The organism is Nocardia sp. NPDC050717 (assembly GCF_040654275.1).
GTDB lineage: Bacteria > Actinomycetota > Actinomycetes > Mycobacteriales > Mycobacteriaceae > Nocardia.
The window spans coordinates 152,343-170,613 of the sequence record NZ_JBFAHR010000005.1; the positions used below are offsets into that span (position 1 = coordinate 152,343).

The window sequence follows — 18,271 nt, forward strand, 5'->3', positions numbered from 1 at the left end:
GCTGAGCCAGGCCGTCGTGCCTGCTGCCTGACACCGAGGCATCCGCGCACGTCGCCCGCACCTGTTTTCGAGAGGTTGAGAACCCATGCCAGCACAGCCGTCCGGTGGGATCGGGTGACGAAGCCACAGTTGACCGAGTCGAATTCCGAATCCGCCGGCACCGTCGGCACCGACGGTGGAGTGCGGCGCACCGTACTCCCCGGTGGGCTCCGCGTGGTCACCGAGCACGTGCCCGGTGTGCGCTCGGCCTCCATCGGCGTCTGGGTCGGTGTCGGCTCCCGCGACGAAGGACCGACCGTCGCCGGCGCGGCGCACTTCCTCGAACACCTGCTGTTCAAGGCGACGCCCACCCGCTCGGCCCTCGACATCGCGCAGGCCATGGACGCCGTCGGCGGCGAACTCAACGCCTTCACCGCCAAGGAACAGACCTGCTACTACGCCCACGTCATCGACGAGGACCTGCCGCTGGCGGTCGAACTCGTCTCCGACGTGGTGCTCAACGGGCTGTGCCGGGCCGTCGACGTCGACGTCGAGCGCCAGGTGGTGCTCGAGGAGATCGCCATGCGCGACGACGATCCCGAGGATCTCGTCGCCGACTCCTTCCTCACCGCCCTGTTCGGCGACCATCCGATCGGGCGGCCCGTCATCGGCACCGTCGAATCCATCGAGGGCATGCGCGCGAGTCAGCTGCGCGGGTTCCACCAGCGTCGTTACCGGCCCGACCGGATGGTCGTGGCCGTGGCGGGCAATGTCGGGCATGAGCGCACCGTCGAACTGGTGCATCGCGCGTTCGCCGCGCATCTCGACGCCGCGGCCGACCCGGCGCCGCGCCGCGAGGGGTCGTTCCGGGCGCAGACCGCGCCCGGCCTGATCCGCATCAACCGTGACAGCGAGCAGACCCACCTGGTGTTCGGCGTGCGCGCGTTCGGACGGCACGAGGGACAGCAGCGCTGGCCGCTGTCGGTCCTCAACACCATCATCGGCGGCGGCCTGAGTTCCCGTCTGTTCCAGCGCATCCGGGAGGAGCGCGGCCTGGCGTACTCGGTGTACTCGAGCGTGGACACCTTCGCCGACACCGGCGCCTTCTCGGTGTATCTGGGCTGCCAGCCCGAGAACCTCGCCCAGGTCGCGACCCTGGCGCGCGACGTGCTCGCCGACGTGGCGGTCAACGGGGTCACCGACGCCGAATGTGCCCGCGCCAAGGGATCGTTGCGCGGTGGACTGGTGCTCGGACTCGAGGATTCCGCCTCGCGGATGAACCGGATCGGCCGCAGCGAACTCAGCTACGGCAACCACCGCAGCGTCTCGGCGACGCTGGCCCGCATCGACGCCGTCACCACCGACGAGGTCAGCGCCATCGCGCGCACGCTGCTCGCCCGCCCCTTCGGCGCCGCGGTGGCCGGGCCATACCAGCGCACCCGTGACCTGCCCGCCTCGGTCCGTAAACTCGTGGAGCGCTGAGGAATTCGCGCTCAGTCGGCGGCGGCCCGGTTGGCCGCCCCGACGACGGCGGGCAGCAGGCCCGGCAGCGCCAGCGTCAATTCCTCGGTGCGCAAGCGCTGACAGGTCTGGCCGTCGATGGTCATCCGCTCGATCAGGCCCGCCTCGCGGAGGATCTTGAAGTGGTGGGTCGCGGTGGATTTGTTGATCGCGTCGTAGAGCGCCGAACACCGGACCGGGCCGCCCGCGTTCGCCAGCCTGCGCACCATCTCCAGGCGCACCGGATCGTGCAGGGCACTCAGCACGGCGGGCAGCCCGGCGACCGGTGCGGTCGGCGCCGGGGGAAGACCGTTAGCCTGAGTCATGATCTACCTCACTCGGGGGTTTGATACTCATCATACTCGGCGTACGCTCGACACCGTTCGATGGTTATCAAACTCACCTGATGGGGGCTGCGATGGCGGCGACAACGATGGCTCCGGCCGAGTCGGGACAGCGCTGGGCATACGGGCTCGTGCTGGCGGCAACCGGCGTCGCGCTCGGGGTCTCCGGGGCGCCCGCGCCGCTCTACGGGATCTATCAGACCGAATGGCACCTCTCGCCGCTCACCACGACCATGGTGTTCGCCGTATACGCGGTGGCCGCGCTGGGCGCGGTCCTGGTCTCGGGCCGGATCTCCGATGTCGTCGGGCGCAAGCCGGTGATGGTCGGCGCGTTCGCCACGATGATCCTGGGCCTGGTGGTGTTCCTGCTCGCCGACTCGGTCCCGATGCTGCTGCTGGCCAGGGCGCTGCACGGCGCCGCGGTCGGCGCGACCGTGGTCGCGGGCGCGGCCGCGCTGCTCGACCTGCGACCCGAGCGCGGCGCGCGGTCGGGGCAGCTCAGCGGGGTGGCGTTCAATGTCGGCATCGCGATCGCGGTGCTCGGGACCGCGGTGCTCGCCCAGTACGCGCCCTCGCCGCTGCGCACGCCGTACGTGGTCATCGCGGTGGTCTGCCTGGCCGCGGGCGCCGGCATCCTGGCCGTCACCGAGCCGCACACGGCGCGGGTGAAGACCCGCATCCGGATCGCGAAACCCGCGGTGCCGCAGGAGATCAGGGCCGATTTCTGGTTCTCGGCGATCGGCGTGATGGCGGCCTGGTCGGTGCTCGGCGTGCTGCTGTCGCTGTACCCGTCGCTGGCCGCGGCCAAGACCGGCGTGCACAACCTCGTCTTCGGTGGCGTCGTCGTCGCCGGGACCGCGCTCGCCGGCGCCGCGGCGCAACTGTTCGCGACGCGGATCCAGGCCAGGCGCGCCGCCATCCTCGGCGACCTCGGCATGGCCGCCGCGCTGCTGGCCACGATTCCCGCGCTGGCCAGCGCGCAACCCGTCGTGGTCGTGCTGGCCGGCTTGGCGCTGGGCGCCACCTTCGGCCTCGGCTTCGGTGGGTCGCTGCGGCACCTGTCGGAGGTCGTGCCCCCGCACCGCCGGGGCGAGACCATGTCGGCCTACTACCTGCTGGCCTATTCGGCCCTGGCGTTGCCGACGCTGGCCGCGGGCTGGGCCGCGACCACCTGGGGCCTGACCACGGTGTTCCCGTGGTTCATCGGGCTGGTGTCGGTGGCCTGTGTCGTCGCCGCGCTGCTCGGGCTCCGCGGAACCCGAGCAGCGTCCGGGGACTAGGCGGGCCGGCCGCCGTAGGGCACGGTGATCAATTCCATGAAGTGGCCGTTGGGGTCGAGGAAATAGACCCCGCGGCCACCGTCGTTGTGATTGATCTCGTTGACCCCGTGTTGTTGCGGATCCGCCCAGTGATCCAGTTTGTAGCGCTGGATCTTGGCATAGGCGGCATCGAATTCCGCCTCCGAGACGAGAAACGCGTAGTGCTGCGGCTGGATTTCGGAAACATGCGGAGGCACCTTCGCGAGATCGAAGGTGACGCCGTTGGCGACGGGGATCGGAATGAACGGACCCCACTCTGTTCCTACGTCCAACCCGAGGATGTCCGCCCAGAATTCGGCGGTCTCCCGATTATCGCGACATCCGACAATGGTGTGATTGAACTGAACCGGCAGTGGATTTCTCCTTGTTCGTGATGGCGCCGACCCTGGGCACGGTACGAGGCGGCCGACAGGAGCACCATCACCACGGCCGAGGTTAGCGCCCGGATCCCGGATCGCGCAACGGCGGCGCGGGGTAGCGTCGCGCACATGAGGATTCGTGGAGCCGTCCTGGAGACCATCGCCGCGCCGGCGCCGTTCGCCGACTCGCGACCGATCACCGTGTGCGAGCTGGACCTGGCCGCACCCGGCCCCGGTGAGCTGCTGGTGCGGATCGAAGCGGCCGGGCTGTGCCATTCGGATCTGTCCGTCGTCGACGGCAACCGGGTGCGGCCGGTGCCGATGCTGCTCGGGCACGAGGCCGCCGGGGTGGTCGAGACCGTCGGCGACGGCGTCACCGATCTCGCGGTGGGGCAGCGGGTCGTGATGACCTTCCTGCCGCGCTGCGGCGAGTGCGCGGGCTGCGCGAGCGGCGGCCGTACCCCCTGTACGCCCGGCAGTGTCGCCAACAACGCGGGCGAACTGCTCGGCGGCGGCCGCAGGCTGCACCGCGACGGCGCCGACGTGCACCATCACCTCGGGGTGTCCGGCTTCGCGACGCACGCCGTGGTGGACCGACGCTCGGTCGTCCCGGTCGACGACGACGTACCGCCCGAGGTCGCGGCCGTGCTCGGCTGCGCGGTGCTCACCGGTGGCGGCGCGCTGCTCAACGCGGCGAAGCCGAACCGGGGCGACCGGATCATGGTCGTCGGGCTCGGCGGCGTGGGGATGGCCGCCGTGCTCGTCGCCGTCTCGCTCGGGCTCGGCGAGGTGATCGCCGTCGACACGGTGCCCGAAAAGCTGCGGCTGGCAGAGGAATTCGGTGCGAGCGCCGCCTATACGCCCGCCGAGGTCGCCGATCAGGGCATCGTGGCCGAGGTGGTGGTCGAGGCGGCCGGGAACGTGCGCGCGTTCGAGACCGCCGTCGCCGCCACCGCGGCCGGTGGCGTCACCGTGACGGTCGGCCTGCCCGCCCCCACCGCGACCGCCACGATCTCGCCGCTCGCGCTGGTCGCGCAGGGGCGCACCATCATCGGCAGCTACCTGGGCTCGGCGGTGCCCGACCGCGACATCCCCGAATACGTCCGCCGCTGGCGCGCGGGCACCCTGCCGCTGGAGCGGCTCGTCTCGGCGCGGATCGGACTCGACCAGGTCAACCAGGCGATGGACGACCTCGCCGCCGGCGCGGCGCTGCGGCAGGTGATCGTGTTCGACTGACCTCGGCGCCGGGGCACCCGCCGCTGCTCGATAGGCTTGACCACAAGCGAGAACGAGGCGAGGAGAAGCGGGTGACCATTCGGGTCGGAGTGCTCGGAGCACGGGGCAAGGTCGGACAGGCGATCTGCGCGGCCGTGGAGGCGGCGGCCGATCTGGACCTGGTCGCCAAGGTCGACAAGGACGACGCGCTGACGGCGTTCACCGAGACCGGTACCCAGGTCGTCGTCGACTTCACCCACCCCGACGTGGTGATGGGCAACCTGAAGTTCCTGATCGAGAACGGCATCCACGCCGTGGTCGGCACCACCGGCTTCGACGAGGTCCGCCTCGCCGAGGTGCGCGGCTGGCTGGCCCTGCATCCGCAGGTGGGCGTGCTGATCGCGCCGAACTTCGCCATCGGCGCGGTGCTGTCGATGCGCTTCGCCGAACAGGCGGCCCGGTTCTTCGAGTCGGTCGAGGTCATCGAACTGCACCACCCGAACAAGGCCGACGCGCCCTCGGGCACCGCCTACCGCACCGCGGGCCTGATCGCCGCGGCCCGCGCCGAGGCGGGTGTCGGCGCGAGCCCCGATGCCACCAGCACCGAACTCGAGGGCGCGCGGGGTGCCGACGTCGACGGGGTGCGGGTGCACTCGGTGCGCCTGGCCGGCCTCGTCGCGCACCAGGAGGTGCTGTTCGGCACGCAGGGCGAGACCCTCACCATCCGCCACGACTCCATCGACCGGAACTCCTTCGCGCCCGGCGTGCTGCTCGGCGTGCGCGAGATCGCGGGCCGTCCGGGGCTGACCGTCGGGCTCGACCCGTTCCTGGATCTGTGAGCGCCGCCGAACCCGCCACGGGACGACCCGACCGGCAGGTCGTGAAGATCCTCGCGCTGGTGGCGTTCCTGGTTCTCGCGCTGGTCTACTACTTCATCCGGCTCGGCAGCCTGGCCATCGCCTACATCGCCGACGGCGAGTTCGCCGGTGTCGCCCTCGGCGTCGGGATGCTGCTGCTGCCGATCGTCGGGATCTGGATCGTGTGGGCGACGCTGCAGGCCGCGTTCGCCCACCAGCGCCTGGCCCGCCGGATCGACGAGGAGGGCCTCGAGGTCGACACCTCGCAGCTACCGCGCCGCCCCTCCGGCCGCATCGAACGCGCCGCCGCCGACGAGCTGTTCGCGCGCATCAAGACCGAGTGGGAGGCCGACCCCGACAACTGGCGCTCCTCCTACCGCCTCGCCAGGGCCTACGACTACGCGGGCGACCGCACCCGTGCCCGCGAGACCATGCGCCGCGCGGTGGCGCTGGAGAAGCTGGAACGCGAGGCGTAGTGGCCCGGCTGCTGCTCATCCACCACACGCCGTCGCCGCACACGCAGGCGATGTTCGAGGCGGTGCTCGCGGGCGCCACCGATCCGGAGATCGAGGGCGTGGAGGTCGTGCGCCGCGCGGCCCTGGCCGTCACCGCCGTCGACGTCCTCGAGGCCGACGGCTACCTGCTCGGCACCCCGGCCAACCTCGGCTACATGAGCGGCGCCCTCAAACACGCCTTCGACACGTTCTACTACCCGTGCCTGGACTCCACGCGCGGCCGCCCCTACGCGCTCTACCTGCACGGCAACGAGGGCACCGAGGGCGCGGAGGCGAGCGTCGAGCGGATCACCACCGGCCTGGGCTGGCAGCGGGTGGCGGCCGCGGTCGCCGTCTCCGGGCCGCCCGGCAAGGCCGAGCTGGAACGGTGCTGGGAGCTCGGCGCGACGGTCGCCGCCGGGCTGATGGGGTAGCCGCCCCGAATTCTGGTGGGCTGACACACGCTGGGCCGATGCGGTACAACTCGACTCCTACGTGTCGCGGGCTGGCCGCGGATGGGTGTTTCAGGATGGGGAGTGGTCGGTGAGCGAGTTGGAGCAGACTCCGCGGGTGCGGCGCATCGGGCTGGTCGAGGACCACGAATCCGTCGCCATCGGGCTCGCCGCCATGCTCGGCCCCGAACCCGACCTCGACCTCGTCGCCACCGCCGACAGCGTGAGCGGGCTGCTCGCGATCACCGACGCGCTCGACCTGGTGGTGCTCGACCTGCGCCTGCCCGACGGCTCCACGCCCGAGGACAACGTCACCGCGCTGCGCGAACGCGGCATCGAGGTGCTGGTGTTCACCGGCGCCGACAACGCGTTCCTGGTGCGCTCGGCGGCCAAGGCGGGCGTGCTCGGCGTGCTGCGCAAGTCCGAGAGCGTCGCCACGGTGGTCGCCGCGGTGCGCAGGGCCGCCTCCGGCGAACAGGTCGTCACCACCGACTGGGCCGCCGCCATCGACGGCGATCCACAGCTGTCCGACGTGGGCCTGAGCCCGCGCCAGGAGGAAGTGCTCATGCTGTACGCCTCGGGGGAGAAGGCGTCGCGCGTGGCCCGGCTGACCGGGTTGTCCGAGCAGACCGTCAACGACTACCTGGGCCGTATCCGGCAGAAATACGCCGACGCGGGCCGCCCCGCGCCCACCAAGACCGACCTGTACAAGCGGGCCGTCGAGGACGGCTGGCTGCCGGTGCCGGAACGACAGCAGCGCACGTGACCACCACGGTCCCGGCGCCCGCCGCCGCGGGCACCGAACTCTCCCGGGCGGCGACCGACCAGATCCTGCGCAGGCTCGGCATGGTGATCGGGGTCGGCGCGATGATCGTGATGACCCTGGAACTGCCCGCCGTGCTGATCCAGCCGCTGAACCGGTCCCTGTGGCCCGAGGTGCATCTGGTCGGGGCGTACCTGCCGTTCGCGCCGCTGGCCCTGGTGTCGGCACTCGGGCCGGTCACCGCGATCCGCCGTGTCGCCGCCGTGGCCGCCGGGTGCTATCTCCTGGCGACGGTGCTGACCCCGCTCGTGTACTCGGTCGTCTCGATCGGCTCGTTCGCCTCCTGGCCCTACCGCGGGCTCGCCCTCGGCGTGATGGCGGGCGGGCTGGCCTGGTCGGGGCGGACCGCGACGGCCTTCGCCGCCGTGCTCGCGGTGGCCACGAGCGTGTCCAATGCCGCTGTGGTGCCGGACAGTTCGGCTTGGGCGCTGTTCGGTGACATCACCAGGGGGCTCGGCGTCGGCGCGCTGTTCCTGTGGTGCGTCGTCTACGCGCGCACCGCCGCCGACCGGGTCGACCGGGAAGCGGTGCACCAGCGCAGCAAGGCCGCGACCGTCGCCGCCACCGCGGCCAGGGAACGCGAGGGCGCCCGCTTCGCCGCCCTGATCCACGACGGTGTGCTGTCCACCCTGCTCGAGGCCTCGCGTGCGCACGAGTCGTCGACGGTGCTGCGCGCACAGGCCGCGCGCACCCTCGACCAGCTCGAACAGGCGCGCAGCGCGCCGGAGCTCGACCATCTCGACGCCACCGCGGCGGTCGAGTTCCTGCGGGCGGCGGTGCGCGAGGTCGATCCCGACGTGCCGGTGCGCGCGGCCCGGCGCGGCGCCGATCTGCGCCTGCCGCTGGAGGCGGCGCAGGTGCTGGGCGCGGCGTTGAGCGAGGCGGTGCGCAACAGCCTGCGCCACGCCGGGGTGCCGGGGCGTCCGGTGCGGCGCACGGTGGCCGTCACCATCGCCACCGGCGGTATCCGGGTGGTGCTCACCGACGACGGCGCCGGCTTCGATCCGGCGCGCGTGCCGGTCGACCGGATGGGGATCGCGGGCAGCGTCCTCGGCCGCATGCGGACCCTGGCCGGCGGCGCCGCGTTCGTCGAATCGTCGCCGGGCAACGGCACCGTGGTGACGCTGGTCTGGGGCAGTGATGGCTGAGCGGGACCGGCCCTTCGGCATGCGCGACCTGTTCGGCCTCAGCGACAGCATGGCCTGGCTGTTCGTGCTGATCTTCGAGGCCACCATCGTGCTCTACCTGCGGGTGAACTTCGACATCGCGCCGCCGGTCCCGGCCGCCGCGGCCCTGGCGTTCATGGCGGGCGCCGCGCTGGTGGTGCTGGTCGTGCCCACCGATCCGCTGCCCTGGCCCGCCACGGTCTTCGTGGTGTGCGCCGGGCCGGCGGCCATGGCGCTGACGGTGCCCTGGATCGAGAATCCCTCCGGGTTCTCCCATCAGCTGTGGACCGCCTATCCGACCTCGTACCTGCTGGCGATGCTGGTGCTGCGCGGACGGATCCTGGCGGCCTGGGTCGGGGTCGCGGCGGCCGCGACGGTACTCATCACCATGGGCGTGTTCACCACGTGGCACCCCGAGACCGTGGTGCGCGCCCTGACCCCGATCGCCACGGTGGGCGCGGTGACGGTGTTCATGGCGATCCTGCGACCCACCCAGCGGTCGCTACGCGCCCTGCGTCAGCAGGCCACCGAGCGCGCGGCCACCGAGGCGGCGCTGGCCGCGGCCACGGCCGAGCGCGACCGGCAGCTGGCCCGGCTCGACCGGGTCGCCCGGCCGATGCTGGCCAGGATCGCCGAGGGCGCCCAGCTCAGCGCCGCCGAACGCGAGCAGTGCCGGTTGCTCGAAGCCGAGCTGCGCGACGGGTTACGGGCCCCCGACCTGGCCACCGAACGCCTCAGCACCGCCGCGCGGGCGGCCCGCGCCCGCGGCGTGGAGGTGACGCTGCTCGACGACGGCGGCTTCCGCGCCGTCCCCAGCTCGGTGCGTCACCAGGTGCTCGACGCCGCGGTCGGCGAACTCGAGACCGCGACCGGCGGCAGCGTCACCGTGCGGGTGCTGCCGGTCGGGCGACGCTGGGTGGCGACGGTCCTGGCGGCGGCGCCGACGGGGGACCGGCGCACCGAGATCGACACCGCGGGCGAGATCCGGGTCTCCACCTGAGTCGCGCGGACCTGTCGGACCCCTGTGCCAGGCTGGACCCATGCAGCGGATGAATGCGGCGGCGGCGCGGCGGATCGCCCTGGCCGCACAGGGTTTCGGAAAACGCCGACCGGCCAACCCGAACCGGCGGGCCGTGCTCGATGTGGTCGCCAGAACCCGTCTGCTGCAACTGGATTCGGTGTCGGCGGTGGTTCGCGCGCACTACGCGCCGATCTTCAGCCGGATCGGCCCCTACGACCGCGCTCTGCTCGAGCGGGCGGCCTGGAGCGACAGTCCGCGCTCCCGGCGCGGGCTGGTCGAGTACTGGGCGCACGAGGCGGCGCTCATCCCGGTCGCCGACTGGCCGCTACTGCGCTGGCGGATGGCCGAATACCGGCACGGCCGCTGGTCGGGGATGCGTAAGGTCGTCGAACGCAATCCCACGCTGGGCAAGGACATCCTCGACGTCGTCACCGAGGTCGGCGCGGCCAGCGCGGGCGAGATCGAACGCCACCTCGAATTGGACAAGCCGCGGCCCAAGGGCACGTGGTGGAACCTGTCCGACACGAAGATGATCTGCGAACAGCTCTTCGCCGCGGGCGAGTTGTCCATCGCCCGCCGCGCGGGCTTCACCCGCCACTACGACCTCACCGAACGCGTCGTCCCCGCCGACGTCCGCGAACGCGAGATCCCCGAGACCGACGCGGTGCGTGAGCTGATCCGCCGATCCAGCCGCGCCCTCGGCATCGGCACCGAGACCGATCTGCGCGACTACTACCGCCTCAACCGCCGCCAGAGCGCCCCCGCCATCGCCGAACTCGTCGACGCGGGCGAACTGCTCCCGGTCGAGGTGACGGGCTGGGACGCCCCCGCCTACCTGCATCCGGAGGCGAGCACCCCGCGCCGCGTCACCGGCGCCGCCCTGCTGTGCCCGTTCGACCCGCTCATCTTCTTCCGGCCGCGCACCCAGCGCATCTTCGACTTCCACTACCGGATCGAGATCTACACGCCCGAACCCAAACGGGTGCACGGCTATTACGTCTTCCCGTTCCTGCTCGACGGGCAGCTCGTCGGCCGGGTCGACCTGCGCGCCGAGCGTGGCAGCGGCAGGCTGCTCGTCCCCGGCGCCTTCGCCGAACCCGGCCACGCCACCGGCGAGACCGCGCACGCGCTGCGTGCCGCGCTGCGGGAGATGGCCGATTGGCTCGAGCTCGACGAGGTGGTCATCGGCGAGCGCGGTGACCTGGCGCCGCTGCTGTGAGCGGGCGGCTCACCAGCCCTTGGGGCCACCGCCGCGCATCTGGTCCCGCAACGCGCCGCTGACCGCGCCGGAGAGCCACGAGTTCAGCGACTGCCCGTTCTGGGCCGCGGCCTCCTCGGCCTTGGACTTGAGCTGCTCGACCAGCCGCAGGGTGACCCGGCTGATATCGCCGGTCATCTCCTCGAAGGTGGGGGGTTCGTCGGAGCCCGACGGCGTGTTCTTGCGCACGTCGGCCACCGCCTCGGTGCCTTCCAGCCGGACGTGCACGGTGCGGTCGCCGAGCTCGGTACTGATCTCGGTGGCCAGTTCCGACAGCGCCGACAGCAGCACCAGCCGGCTCGAACTCTCCACCGCCGCGGCCAGGGCGGCGGCGGTGGCCTGCGTTTTCTCGTCGCCGAGAGCCGCGGCGGCGATCAGTTCCTCGCGCAGCCGCGCGGTATGAGCGTTCAGATCCATGACATCAGTGTGATGTCGAAAGTGACATCACGCAAGGACGTTCGTGATGTCACCGAGCAGGCGTATGGTGTCGAAAGGCGGGCACCGGCAGCCGCTTCGGCCGCTAGGGTGTCGAGGCGCGTCCGGGGACCGGGTAGCCTTTCTGACCATGACGAACGGTGAATCGACGCCAACGGAGCTGCACGCGTCCGGCACGGTAGGTGTCGCGATGGTGACCCCCTTCAGCGCCGCGGGCAAGGTCGATGTCGACGCCGGGGTGGCGTTGGCCGCGCGCCTGGTCGACCGGGGCGTCGATCTGCTGGCCATCTCGGGCACCACCGGTGAGTCGCCGACCACCACCGAATCGGAGAAGTCCGACCTGCTGCGCGCCGTCGTCGACGCCGTCGGCGACCGGGCCACCGTCATCGCGGGCGCCGGCACCTACGACACCGCGCACTCGCTGGAGCTGGCGCGCGCCGCCGAGGACGCGGGCGCGCACGGCCTGCTCGTCGTCACCCCGTACTACTCGCGTCCCACGCAGGAGGGGCTGATCGCGCACTTCACCGCGGTCGCCGACGCCACCTCGCTGCCGGTGACGCTCTACGATATTCCGCCGCGGTCGGTGGTGCCCATCGCCATCGACACGATCCGCCGCCTCGCCGACCACCCGAACATCGTCGCCGTGAAGGACGCCAAGGGCGATCTGGTCTCCGGTGCCGATCTCATCGCGACCACCGGCCTCGCCTTCTACTCCGGTGACGACGGGCTCAACCTGCCCTGGCTCTCGGTCGGCGCCGCCGGTTTCATCAGCGTGATCGGGCACCTCGTGCCCGATCGCCTGCGCGAGATCCACCAGGCCTACACCGCCGGTGACGTGGTCCGCGCCAAGGAGATCAACGCGACACTGTTGCCGCTGTTCGCGGCCATGACCCGCCTGGGAGGTGTGGCGATGTGCAAGGGAGCTCTCCGATTGCTCGGTGTCGATGTGGGGGAACCCCGGTTGCCCCAGCTGATGCCGACCCCGGCGCAGCTCGACGCGCTGGCCCTGGATCTGCAGGCCGCGGGGGTGTCGGCATGACCGAACCGCGCAAGCCGCGCCGTCGTTCCGCCAGCCGCGCCGCGGGCGCGCCCGAGCCGGCTCCCGCCGCCGAGGCGCCGCAGCGGCCCGCGGCCGCCGAGGTCGTGCCGCCGACCCAGCCCGCCCCCGAGCCGGTCGCCGAGATCGCGGCCGAGGCCGAACTCGTCGTGGCCGCCGAGGACGGCACCGATCTGATCAGCGTGCCCGTCGAGCAGGCCACCGCGCCGAAGAAGACGAGCTCGCGCCGCGCCAAGAGCAAGCCGGCCGCCGAGCAGGCGCCGCAGCAACAGCCCCGTGGCGGCGGCCGGGGCAGGCAGGGCGGCGGCCGCGGTCGTGGCGCCGCGCCGACGACCGAGCCCCGCGAGAAGGCGCCGCAGGACCGTCTCGGTGCCCCGCCGAAGCTGGCCAAGAACGGCCTGCGCGTGTTCGCCCTCGGCGGCATCGGCGAGATCGGCCGCAACATGACCGTTTTCGAGTACAACGGCAAGCTGCTGATCGTGGACTGCGGTGTGCTGTTCCCCGAGGACCAGCAGCCCGGCGTCGACCTGATCCTGCCCGACTTCCGGCCCATCGAGGACCGGATGGACGACATCGTCGCCATCGTGCTCACCCACGGTCACGAGGACCACATCGGCGCGGTGCCGTTCCTGCTGCGCAACCGCCCCGACATCCCCGTGATCGGCGCCAAGTTCACCCTCGCGCTGGTCGCCGCCAAGTGCCGCGAGCACCGGCTGCAGCCCAAGCTGATCGAGGTCGCCGAGGGCGAGACCACCGTGCACGGCCCGTTCGAGTGCGAGTACTTCGCGGTCAACCACTCGATCCCCGACGCGATCGCCGTCGCCATCCGCACCGGCGCGGGCGTGGTGCTGCACACCGGTGACATCAAGCTCGACCAGCTGCCGCTCGACGGCCGCCTCACCGACCTGGCCGGGTTCTCCCGCCTGGGCGACGAAGGCGTCGACCTGTTCCTTGTCGACTCGACCAATGCCGAGGTCCCCGGGTTCGTCACCCCCGAGCGCGAGATCGGCGGGGTGCTCGACAATGTGATCGGCAAGGCGCGCAACCGCGTCATCGTCGCCTCGTTCGCCAGCCACGTGCACCGCATCCAGCAGGTCGTCGACGTGGCGCAGAAGTACAACCGCAAGATCTGCTTCGTCGGCCGCTCGATGGTCCGCAACATGCAGATCGCGCAGGACCTGGGCTACCTGACGGTGCCCGACAACGTCGTCGTCGATCTCGACGCGGCGGCGAACCTGCCCGGCAACCGCCTGGTGCTGATCTCCACCGGCTCCCAGGGCGAGCCGCTCTCGGCGCTGGCGCGGATGGCCCGCGGCGACCACCGCCAGATCAACATCCGCGCCGACGACCTGATCGTGCTGGCCTCCTCGCTGATCCCGGGCAACGAGAACTCGGTGTTCGCGGTCGTCAACGGCCTGGCCCGGCTCGGCGCGACGGTCATCACCCAGCAGAACGCGAAGGTGCACGTCTCCGGCCACGCCTCGGCCGGTGAGCTGCTGTACCTGTACAACGCGGTGCGGCCCACCAACGCGATGCCGGTGCACGGCGAATGGCGGCACCTGCGCGCCAACGCCGCGCTCGCGGTGGCCACCGGTGTGCCGGAGGAGCGGGTCGTGCTCGCCGAGGACGGTGTGGTGGTCGACCTGGTCGACGGCATCGCCTCGATCGTCGGCCGGGTGCCGGTCGGCCACGTCTACGTCGACGGACTCTCGGTCGGCGACGTCGGTGAGTCGACGCTGTCGGATCGCCTGGTGCTCGGCGAGGGCGGGTTCATCTCGATCACCGTCGTCATCGACGCGACCACCGGCAAGGCGGTCAGCACCGAACTCAACGGCCGCGGCTTCTCCGACGACCCGACCGCGCTCAACGGCGCGAACGAACTGGTCGAGGCCGAGCTGCTGCGCCTGGCGGGCGAGGGCATCACCGACACCCACCGCATCGCCCAGGGCGTGCGCCGGGTCGTCGGCCGCTGGGTGGCCGACACCTACCGCCGCCGCCCGATGATCGTGCCGACGGTCATCGGCGTCTGATCCGAAGACACGAGAACCGCCGGGCGACACTCCTCGCCCGGCGGTTCTCGTTGTGCGGTGTCAGGCCTGGCAGGCCGCGGAGTCGAGCTTGGCCGACTTCACGATGTTGCAGGTGAACACGTGCGACACGCGCCAGCCGCCCTCGGACGCGACGAACTCCACGGTCGCGCCCTGCACCGGGGTGCCGTCGATGGTGACGTCGGCGGGCGCCTTCACCTTGCCGTCGGCGGGCGCGCCGACGCTGGTGATCTTGGCGGTGACGTTGTTCTTCTTGGCCGCCTCGACGAACTTGTCGACCAGGTTCGGGTCGCGCTCGGCGTCCTCGATGAGCGTGGCCTTCTCCTCGGCGCTGAGCTGACCGGCCATCGCCTTGTCCAGGCGTGCGTTGAGCTCCTCGACCGTCGGCGCTGGCAGGTTCGGCACCGGCGTGGTCATGGGGGCGTCACCCTCCTGGGTGCCCTCGACCTTCTTGCCGTCCTCGAACCCGGCGCCCGCGGCGGTGGTCGTCGCGGCCGCGGTGCTCGACGGCTCGTCGCTGCTGCACGCGGTCAGGCCGAGCGCGGCGACGGCCAGCGTCGCGGCGGCCGCCAGTGTGATCATGCGGTTGTTCACTGATTTCCCCAAGTGAGATAGACGCCGGAGGTGACTCCGGCGGGGCGGTGGCGGCTCAGACCTCGTAGCCGGAGGTGCAGTTCCAGTTGATGATGGTGGCCGCGCCGCGGTTGGCGTTGATCGCGTTGCGCTTGGCCGCCCGCAGCGAGGGCGCCGAGGCCCAGCTGTAGGAACGGCTCGACTCGGCGAGCGCGCCGCAGCCGTTGCGCCACGACACCTTCACATCGCAGCCCGCGCCCCCGCCGCTGCGCTGGCAGCCCGCGATGGCGGCCGACTCGGCCGCGGCGTAACTGCCGTAATTCGCGGTGATGCTGGAGGCGCCGTTGCGCGAGAGCGCCAGCGCGCCGTAGTTGTCGGCCTGCGCCTGCGCGGGCGCGATGTGGCCGGCCAGCAACGCACCGACCGTCGCGGTCATGACAGCCGCGCCGGTGAGAACTTTCTTCACGTGATTCCCCTCGTATTCCGTCCACACCCGGTGGACCGAGTGTCAACGTACCGACCCGGCGGTCCCCGGCGCCAGCGCTCGCGCGCGGATTCGGGCCCATCACAAGGGAACTGAAAGGAATCCCTTGGCGAGACGCGGCGAACAGGGCGCGAAACGCGGTCGCCGCGCGAGATTTCCCGGCGCTGACCGGGGGCCCGCGACCTGCGCGTCCGGGTGAGATCAACGTCGCAACCGGGGTGGGACCAGTGTTGCGGATGGTCCGGACGGTGCCTGAGCGGCTAGCCTGATGGTCATGGCAGGTAAGTCCCGCAGCACCACGACCTCTCGGGCGCGGGCGGGATCGAGCAGGGGGCAGACGCCGTCGGCGCGATCTCGTTCGACGACTCCGCGAGCGTCGGCGGCGCCGCGCGGACGCGCCACCCCCGCCCGCAGGCCCGTGCGGCGCGCGTCGAACACCGCGCCGCTGGCGGTGATCGGGCGCGGCGTCGGCAGCGGCTGGACCATGCTGGCGCGCGGTGTCGGCGCCACCACCCGCACACTGAGCCGCGCGGGCGAGATCGAACACGGGCACCGGCGCGACGGCATCGGCCTGGCGTTCATCGCGGTGAGCGCGATCATCGCCGCCGCCATGTGGCTGTCGGCCGGTGGGCCGGTCGGCCGTTTCCTCGAAGACGTCGTGCGCGCGATCGCGGGAACGGCGGGCGGCCTGGCGCCGCTGCTGTTCGTCGCCCTCGCCGTGGTGCTCATGCGCACCGAGCCGCACCCGGAGATCCGGCCGCGGCTGGTCCTGGGCGGGCTGCTCGTCGTGTTGCCCGCGCTCGGGATCTGGCATCTGGCCGCCGGCTCGCCCACCGACGCGCAGGGTCGCTCGCGGGCGGCGGGCGCGCTCGGCTACGCCATCGGCGGTCCGCTCGGCCAGGGGCTCACCCCGTGGCTGGCCCTGCCGATCCTGTTGCTGGCCATGGTGTTCGGCGTGCTGCTGCTCACCGGGACCACGGTCCGCGAGGTGCCATCGGCCCTGCGCGACTACTTCGGCCTCGGCGAGCACCACGCCGACGACGACCCCTATGACCCGGCCAACTACGACGCCGACGGATTCCCGGTGCACCGCAACCGAACCCGCCGCCGTGGCCGGACCCCCGACGACAACTACCCGCCCGACGAATTCGGCGGCTCCGACGCGCTCACCGAAACCCTCGGCGAGCCCCCGCTGCGCGACGCCAAGCAACTGCGCCTCGACGAGGAGCCGCCCGCGCCCGCCCCCGCGCCCAAACCGGCGCGCCGCAAGCCGGCCCCGGCCAAGGTCGTCGACCAGACCCCGCCCCCGCCGCCGGAGCCGGAGTTCGTCACCGACCGCGTCGTCGACGGCGACTACACCCTGCCCCCGCTGACGCTGCTGCTCGACGGCGACCCGCCCAAGAAGCGTTCGGCCGCCAACGAATCGATGATCGAGGCGATCACCGAGGTCCTGGTGCAGTTCAAGATCGACGCCGCCGTCACCGGTTTCGTGCGTGGCCCGACGGTCACCCGCTACGAGGTCGAGCTCGGTCCCGGCGTGAAGGTCGAGAAGATCACCGCGCTGCACCGCAATCTCGCCTACGCGGTGGCGACCGAGAACGTGCGCCTGCTCGCGCCGATCCCGGGCAAGTCCGCGGTCGGCATCGAGGTGCCCAACTCCGATCGCGAATTGGTGCGCCTGGCCGACGTGCTCAAGTCGCCGCACACCCGCAACGACCATCATCCGCTGGTGATCGGCCTCGGCAAGAACATCGAAGGCGAGTTCGTCTCGGCGAACCTGGCCAAGATGCCGCACCTGCTGGTGGCGGGCTCCACCGGTTCCGGTAAGTCGAGCTTCGTGAACTCGATGCTGGTGTCGCTGCTGCACCGGGCCACGCCGGAGGAGGTCAGGATGATCCTGATCGACCCGAAGATGGTGGAACTCACGCCGTACGAGGGCATTCCGCACCTGATCACGCCCATCATCACCCAGCCGAAGAAGGCCGCCGCCGCGCTGGCCTGGCTGGTGGAGGAGATGGAACAGCGCTATCAGGACATGCAGGCCAACAAGGTCCGCCACATCGACGACTTCAACAAGAAGGTCAAGTCGGGCCAGATCACCGCGCCGCTGGGCAGCGAGCGCGTGTACCGGCCCTACCCGTACATCCTGGCGATCGTCGACGAGCTCGCCGACCTGATGATGACCGCCCCGCGCGATGTCGAGGACGCGATCGTACGGATCACACAGAAGGCGCGTGCCGCGGGCATCCACCTGGTCCTGGCCACCCAGCGCCCCTCGGTGGACGTGGTCACCGGCCTGATCAAGACCAATGTGCCCTCCCGCCTGGCCTTCGCGACGTCCTCGCTCACCGACTCGCGCGTCATCCTGGACCAGCCGGGCGCGGAGAAGCTGATCGGTATGGGCGACGGCCTGTTCCTGCCGATGGGTGCGGGCAAGCCGACCCGTCTGCAGGGCGCCTTCATCTCCGACGAGGAGATCCAGGCGGTCGTCGAGTTCAGCAAGACCCAGGCCGAACCCGAGTACCAGGAGGGTGTCACCGCCGCCAAGGCGGGCGAGGCCAAGGACGTCGATCCCGATATCGGCGACGACATGGACGTGCTGCTGCAGGCGGTGGAACTGGTGGTCACCTCCCAGTTCGGGTCCACCTCCATGCTGCAGCGCAAGCTGCGGGTCGGCTTCGCCAAGGCGGGCCGGTTGATGGACCTGATGGAGACGCGCGGTGTCGTCGGACCCAGCGAGGGGTCCAAGGCCCGCGACGTGCTCATCAAGCCGGACGAACTCGACGGGTTGCTCTACTCGATCCGTGGTGGCGACCCCGGCGGCGCCGAGGACGACTGAGTCCGCGCGCCGGTCGGCACGCGTCGCTGGTTTGCTCTGACCGTGCCG

At 71.5% G+C, this 18,271-nt stretch carries 18 protein-coding genes; 13 read left to right on the forward strand and 5 right to left on the reverse strand.

The annotated features are described in order from the left end of the window. The first annotated feature begins 129 nt into the window (after positions 1 to 129). On the forward strand, positions 130 to 1,461 hold the full coding sequence (locus tag AB0H56_RS13220; protein ID WP_357162057.1) for a pitrilysin family protein: 1,332 nt from the start codon (positions 130 to 132) through the stop codon (positions 1,459 to 1,461). Between the two features lie 11 nt (positions 1,462 to 1,472). Here the strand turns inward: AB0H56_RS13220 and AB0H56_RS13225 are convergent, their stop codons facing one another. Further along, on the reverse strand, positions 1,473 to 1,805 hold the full coding sequence (locus tag AB0H56_RS13225) for a winged helix-turn-helix domain-containing protein (RefSeq protein ID WP_357161594.1): 333 nt from the start codon (positions 1,803 to 1,805) through the stop codon (positions 1,473 to 1,475). A gap of 92 nt (positions 1,806 to 1,897) precedes the next feature. On the opposite strand from AB0H56_RS13225, the gene AB0H56_RS13230 reads away from it, so the two are divergent. Continuing rightward, entirely contained in the window at positions 1,898 to 3,103 is a 1,206-nt protein-coding gene (locus tag AB0H56_RS13230; RefSeq protein ID WP_357162060.1) for an MFS transporter, read from the forward strand. On the opposite strand, the gene AB0H56_RS13235 is transcribed toward AB0H56_RS13230, so the two are convergent. Next, entirely contained in the window at positions 3,100 to 3,495 is a 396-nt protein-coding gene (locus AB0H56_RS13235; protein WP_357162063.1) for a VOC family protein, read from the reverse strand. The two genes, AB0H56_RS13230 and AB0H56_RS13235, sit on opposite strands and share 4 nt — an antisense overlap. A 135-nt stretch (positions 3,496 to 3,630) precedes the next feature. On the opposite strand from AB0H56_RS13235, the gene AB0H56_RS13240 reads away from it, so the two are divergent. From AB0H56_RS13240 to AB0H56_RS13275, 8 genes are all read left to right on the forward strand, one after another. After that, positions 3,631 to 4,737, forward strand: a complete 1,107-nt coding sequence (locus tag AB0H56_RS13240) for an alcohol dehydrogenase catalytic domain-containing protein (RefSeq protein ID WP_357161597.1) — start codon at positions 3,631 to 3,633, stop codon at positions 4,735 to 4,737. A 71-nt stretch (positions 4,738 to 4,808) separates the two neighbouring features. Beyond that, the gene (dapB, locus tag AB0H56_RS13245) at positions 4,809 to 5,555 is read left to right on the forward strand and encodes a 4-hydroxy-tetrahydrodipicolinate reductase (RefSeq protein WP_357161600.1); all 747 of its coding nucleotides are present in this window, start codon (positions 4,809 to 4,811) and stop codon (positions 5,553 to 5,555) included. Further along, complete coding sequence (locus AB0H56_RS13250) at positions 5,552 to 6,049, forward strand: hypothetical protein (protein ID WP_357161603.1); 498 nt, start codon at positions 5,552 to 5,554, stop codon at positions 6,047 to 6,049. Before dapB ends, AB0H56_RS13250 begins: the two co-directional genes overlap by 4 nt. Further along, positions 6,049 to 6,501 (forward strand): flavodoxin family protein, encoded by a 453-nt coding sequence (locus tag AB0H56_RS13255; RefSeq protein ID WP_280219824.1) that lies wholly within the window; start codon positions 6,049 to 6,051, stop codon positions 6,499 to 6,501. The genes AB0H56_RS13250 and AB0H56_RS13255 overlap by 1 nt, the downstream gene beginning before the upstream one ends. Positions 6,502 to 6,610: 109 nt before the next feature. Then, positions 6,611 to 7,285: a response regulator transcription factor gene (locus AB0H56_RS13260; protein WP_357161606.1), complete on the forward strand. Its 675-nt coding sequence runs from the start codon at positions 6,611 to 6,613 to the stop codon at positions 7,283 to 7,285. Further along, on the forward strand, positions 7,282 to 8,490 hold the full coding sequence (locus tag AB0H56_RS13265) for an ATP-binding protein (protein ID WP_357161609.1): 1,209 nt from the start codon (positions 7,282 to 7,284) through the stop codon (positions 8,488 to 8,490). The genes AB0H56_RS13260 and AB0H56_RS13265 overlap by 4 nt, the downstream gene beginning before the upstream one ends. Beyond that, positions 8,483 to 9,508 (forward strand): hypothetical protein, encoded by a 1,026-nt coding sequence (locus tag AB0H56_RS13270; protein WP_357161612.1) that lies wholly within the window; start codon positions 8,483 to 8,485, stop codon positions 9,506 to 9,508. The genes AB0H56_RS13265 and AB0H56_RS13270 overlap by 8 nt, the downstream gene beginning before the upstream one ends. A gap of 40 nt (positions 9,509 to 9,548) precedes the next feature. Beyond that, positions 9,549 to 10,748 (forward strand): crosslink repair DNA glycosylase YcaQ family protein, encoded by a 1,200-nt coding sequence (locus AB0H56_RS13275; RefSeq protein ID WP_357161615.1) that lies wholly within the window; start codon positions 9,549 to 9,551, stop codon positions 10,746 to 10,748. Positions 10,749 to 10,757: 9 nt separating this feature from the next. On the opposite strand, the gene AB0H56_RS13280 is transcribed toward AB0H56_RS13275, so the two are convergent. Continuing rightward, the gene (locus AB0H56_RS13280; protein WP_357161618.1) at positions 10,758 to 11,204 is read right to left on the reverse strand and encodes a toxin-antitoxin system HicB family antitoxin; all 447 of its coding nucleotides are present in this window, start codon (positions 11,202 to 11,204) and stop codon (positions 10,758 to 10,760) included. A 148-nt stretch (positions 11,205 to 11,352) separates the two neighbouring features. On the opposite strand from AB0H56_RS13280, the gene dapA reads away from it, so the two are divergent. Both dapA and AB0H56_RS13290 read left to right on the forward strand, forming a co-directional pair. Further along, on the forward strand, positions 11,353 to 12,261 hold the full coding sequence (dapA, locus tag AB0H56_RS13285; RefSeq protein WP_357161621.1) for a 4-hydroxy-tetrahydrodipicolinate synthase: 909 nt from the start codon (positions 11,353 to 11,355) through the stop codon (positions 12,259 to 12,261). Continuing rightward, on the forward strand, positions 12,258 to 14,309 hold the full coding sequence (locus AB0H56_RS13290) for a ribonuclease J (protein ID WP_357161624.1): 2,052 nt from the start codon (positions 12,258 to 12,260) through the stop codon (positions 14,307 to 14,309). Before dapA ends, AB0H56_RS13290 begins: the two co-directional genes overlap by 4 nt. Before the next feature lie 60 nt (positions 14,310 to 14,369). On the opposite strand, the gene AB0H56_RS13295 is transcribed toward AB0H56_RS13290, so the two are convergent. Then, positions 14,370 to 14,909: a hypothetical protein gene (locus AB0H56_RS13295; protein WP_280306719.1), complete on the reverse strand. Its 540-nt coding sequence runs from the start codon at positions 14,907 to 14,909 to the stop codon at positions 14,370 to 14,372. A gap of 67 nt (positions 14,910 to 14,976) precedes the next feature. Continuing rightward, positions 14,977 to 15,366: a DUF4189 domain-containing protein gene (locus AB0H56_RS13300; RefSeq protein ID WP_146229183.1), complete on the reverse strand. Its 390-nt coding sequence runs from the start codon at positions 15,364 to 15,366 to the stop codon at positions 14,977 to 14,979. 292 nt (positions 15,367 to 15,658) lie between these two features. Here AB0H56_RS13300 and AB0H56_RS13305 point away from each other — a divergent pair, with 292 nt between their 5' ends. Continuing rightward, positions 15,659 to 18,223 (forward strand): DNA translocase FtsK, encoded by a 2,565-nt coding sequence (locus AB0H56_RS13305; protein WP_357161628.1) that lies wholly within the window; start codon positions 15,659 to 15,661, stop codon positions 18,221 to 18,223. The last annotated feature ends 48 nt before the right edge of the window (positions 18,224 to 18,271 follow it).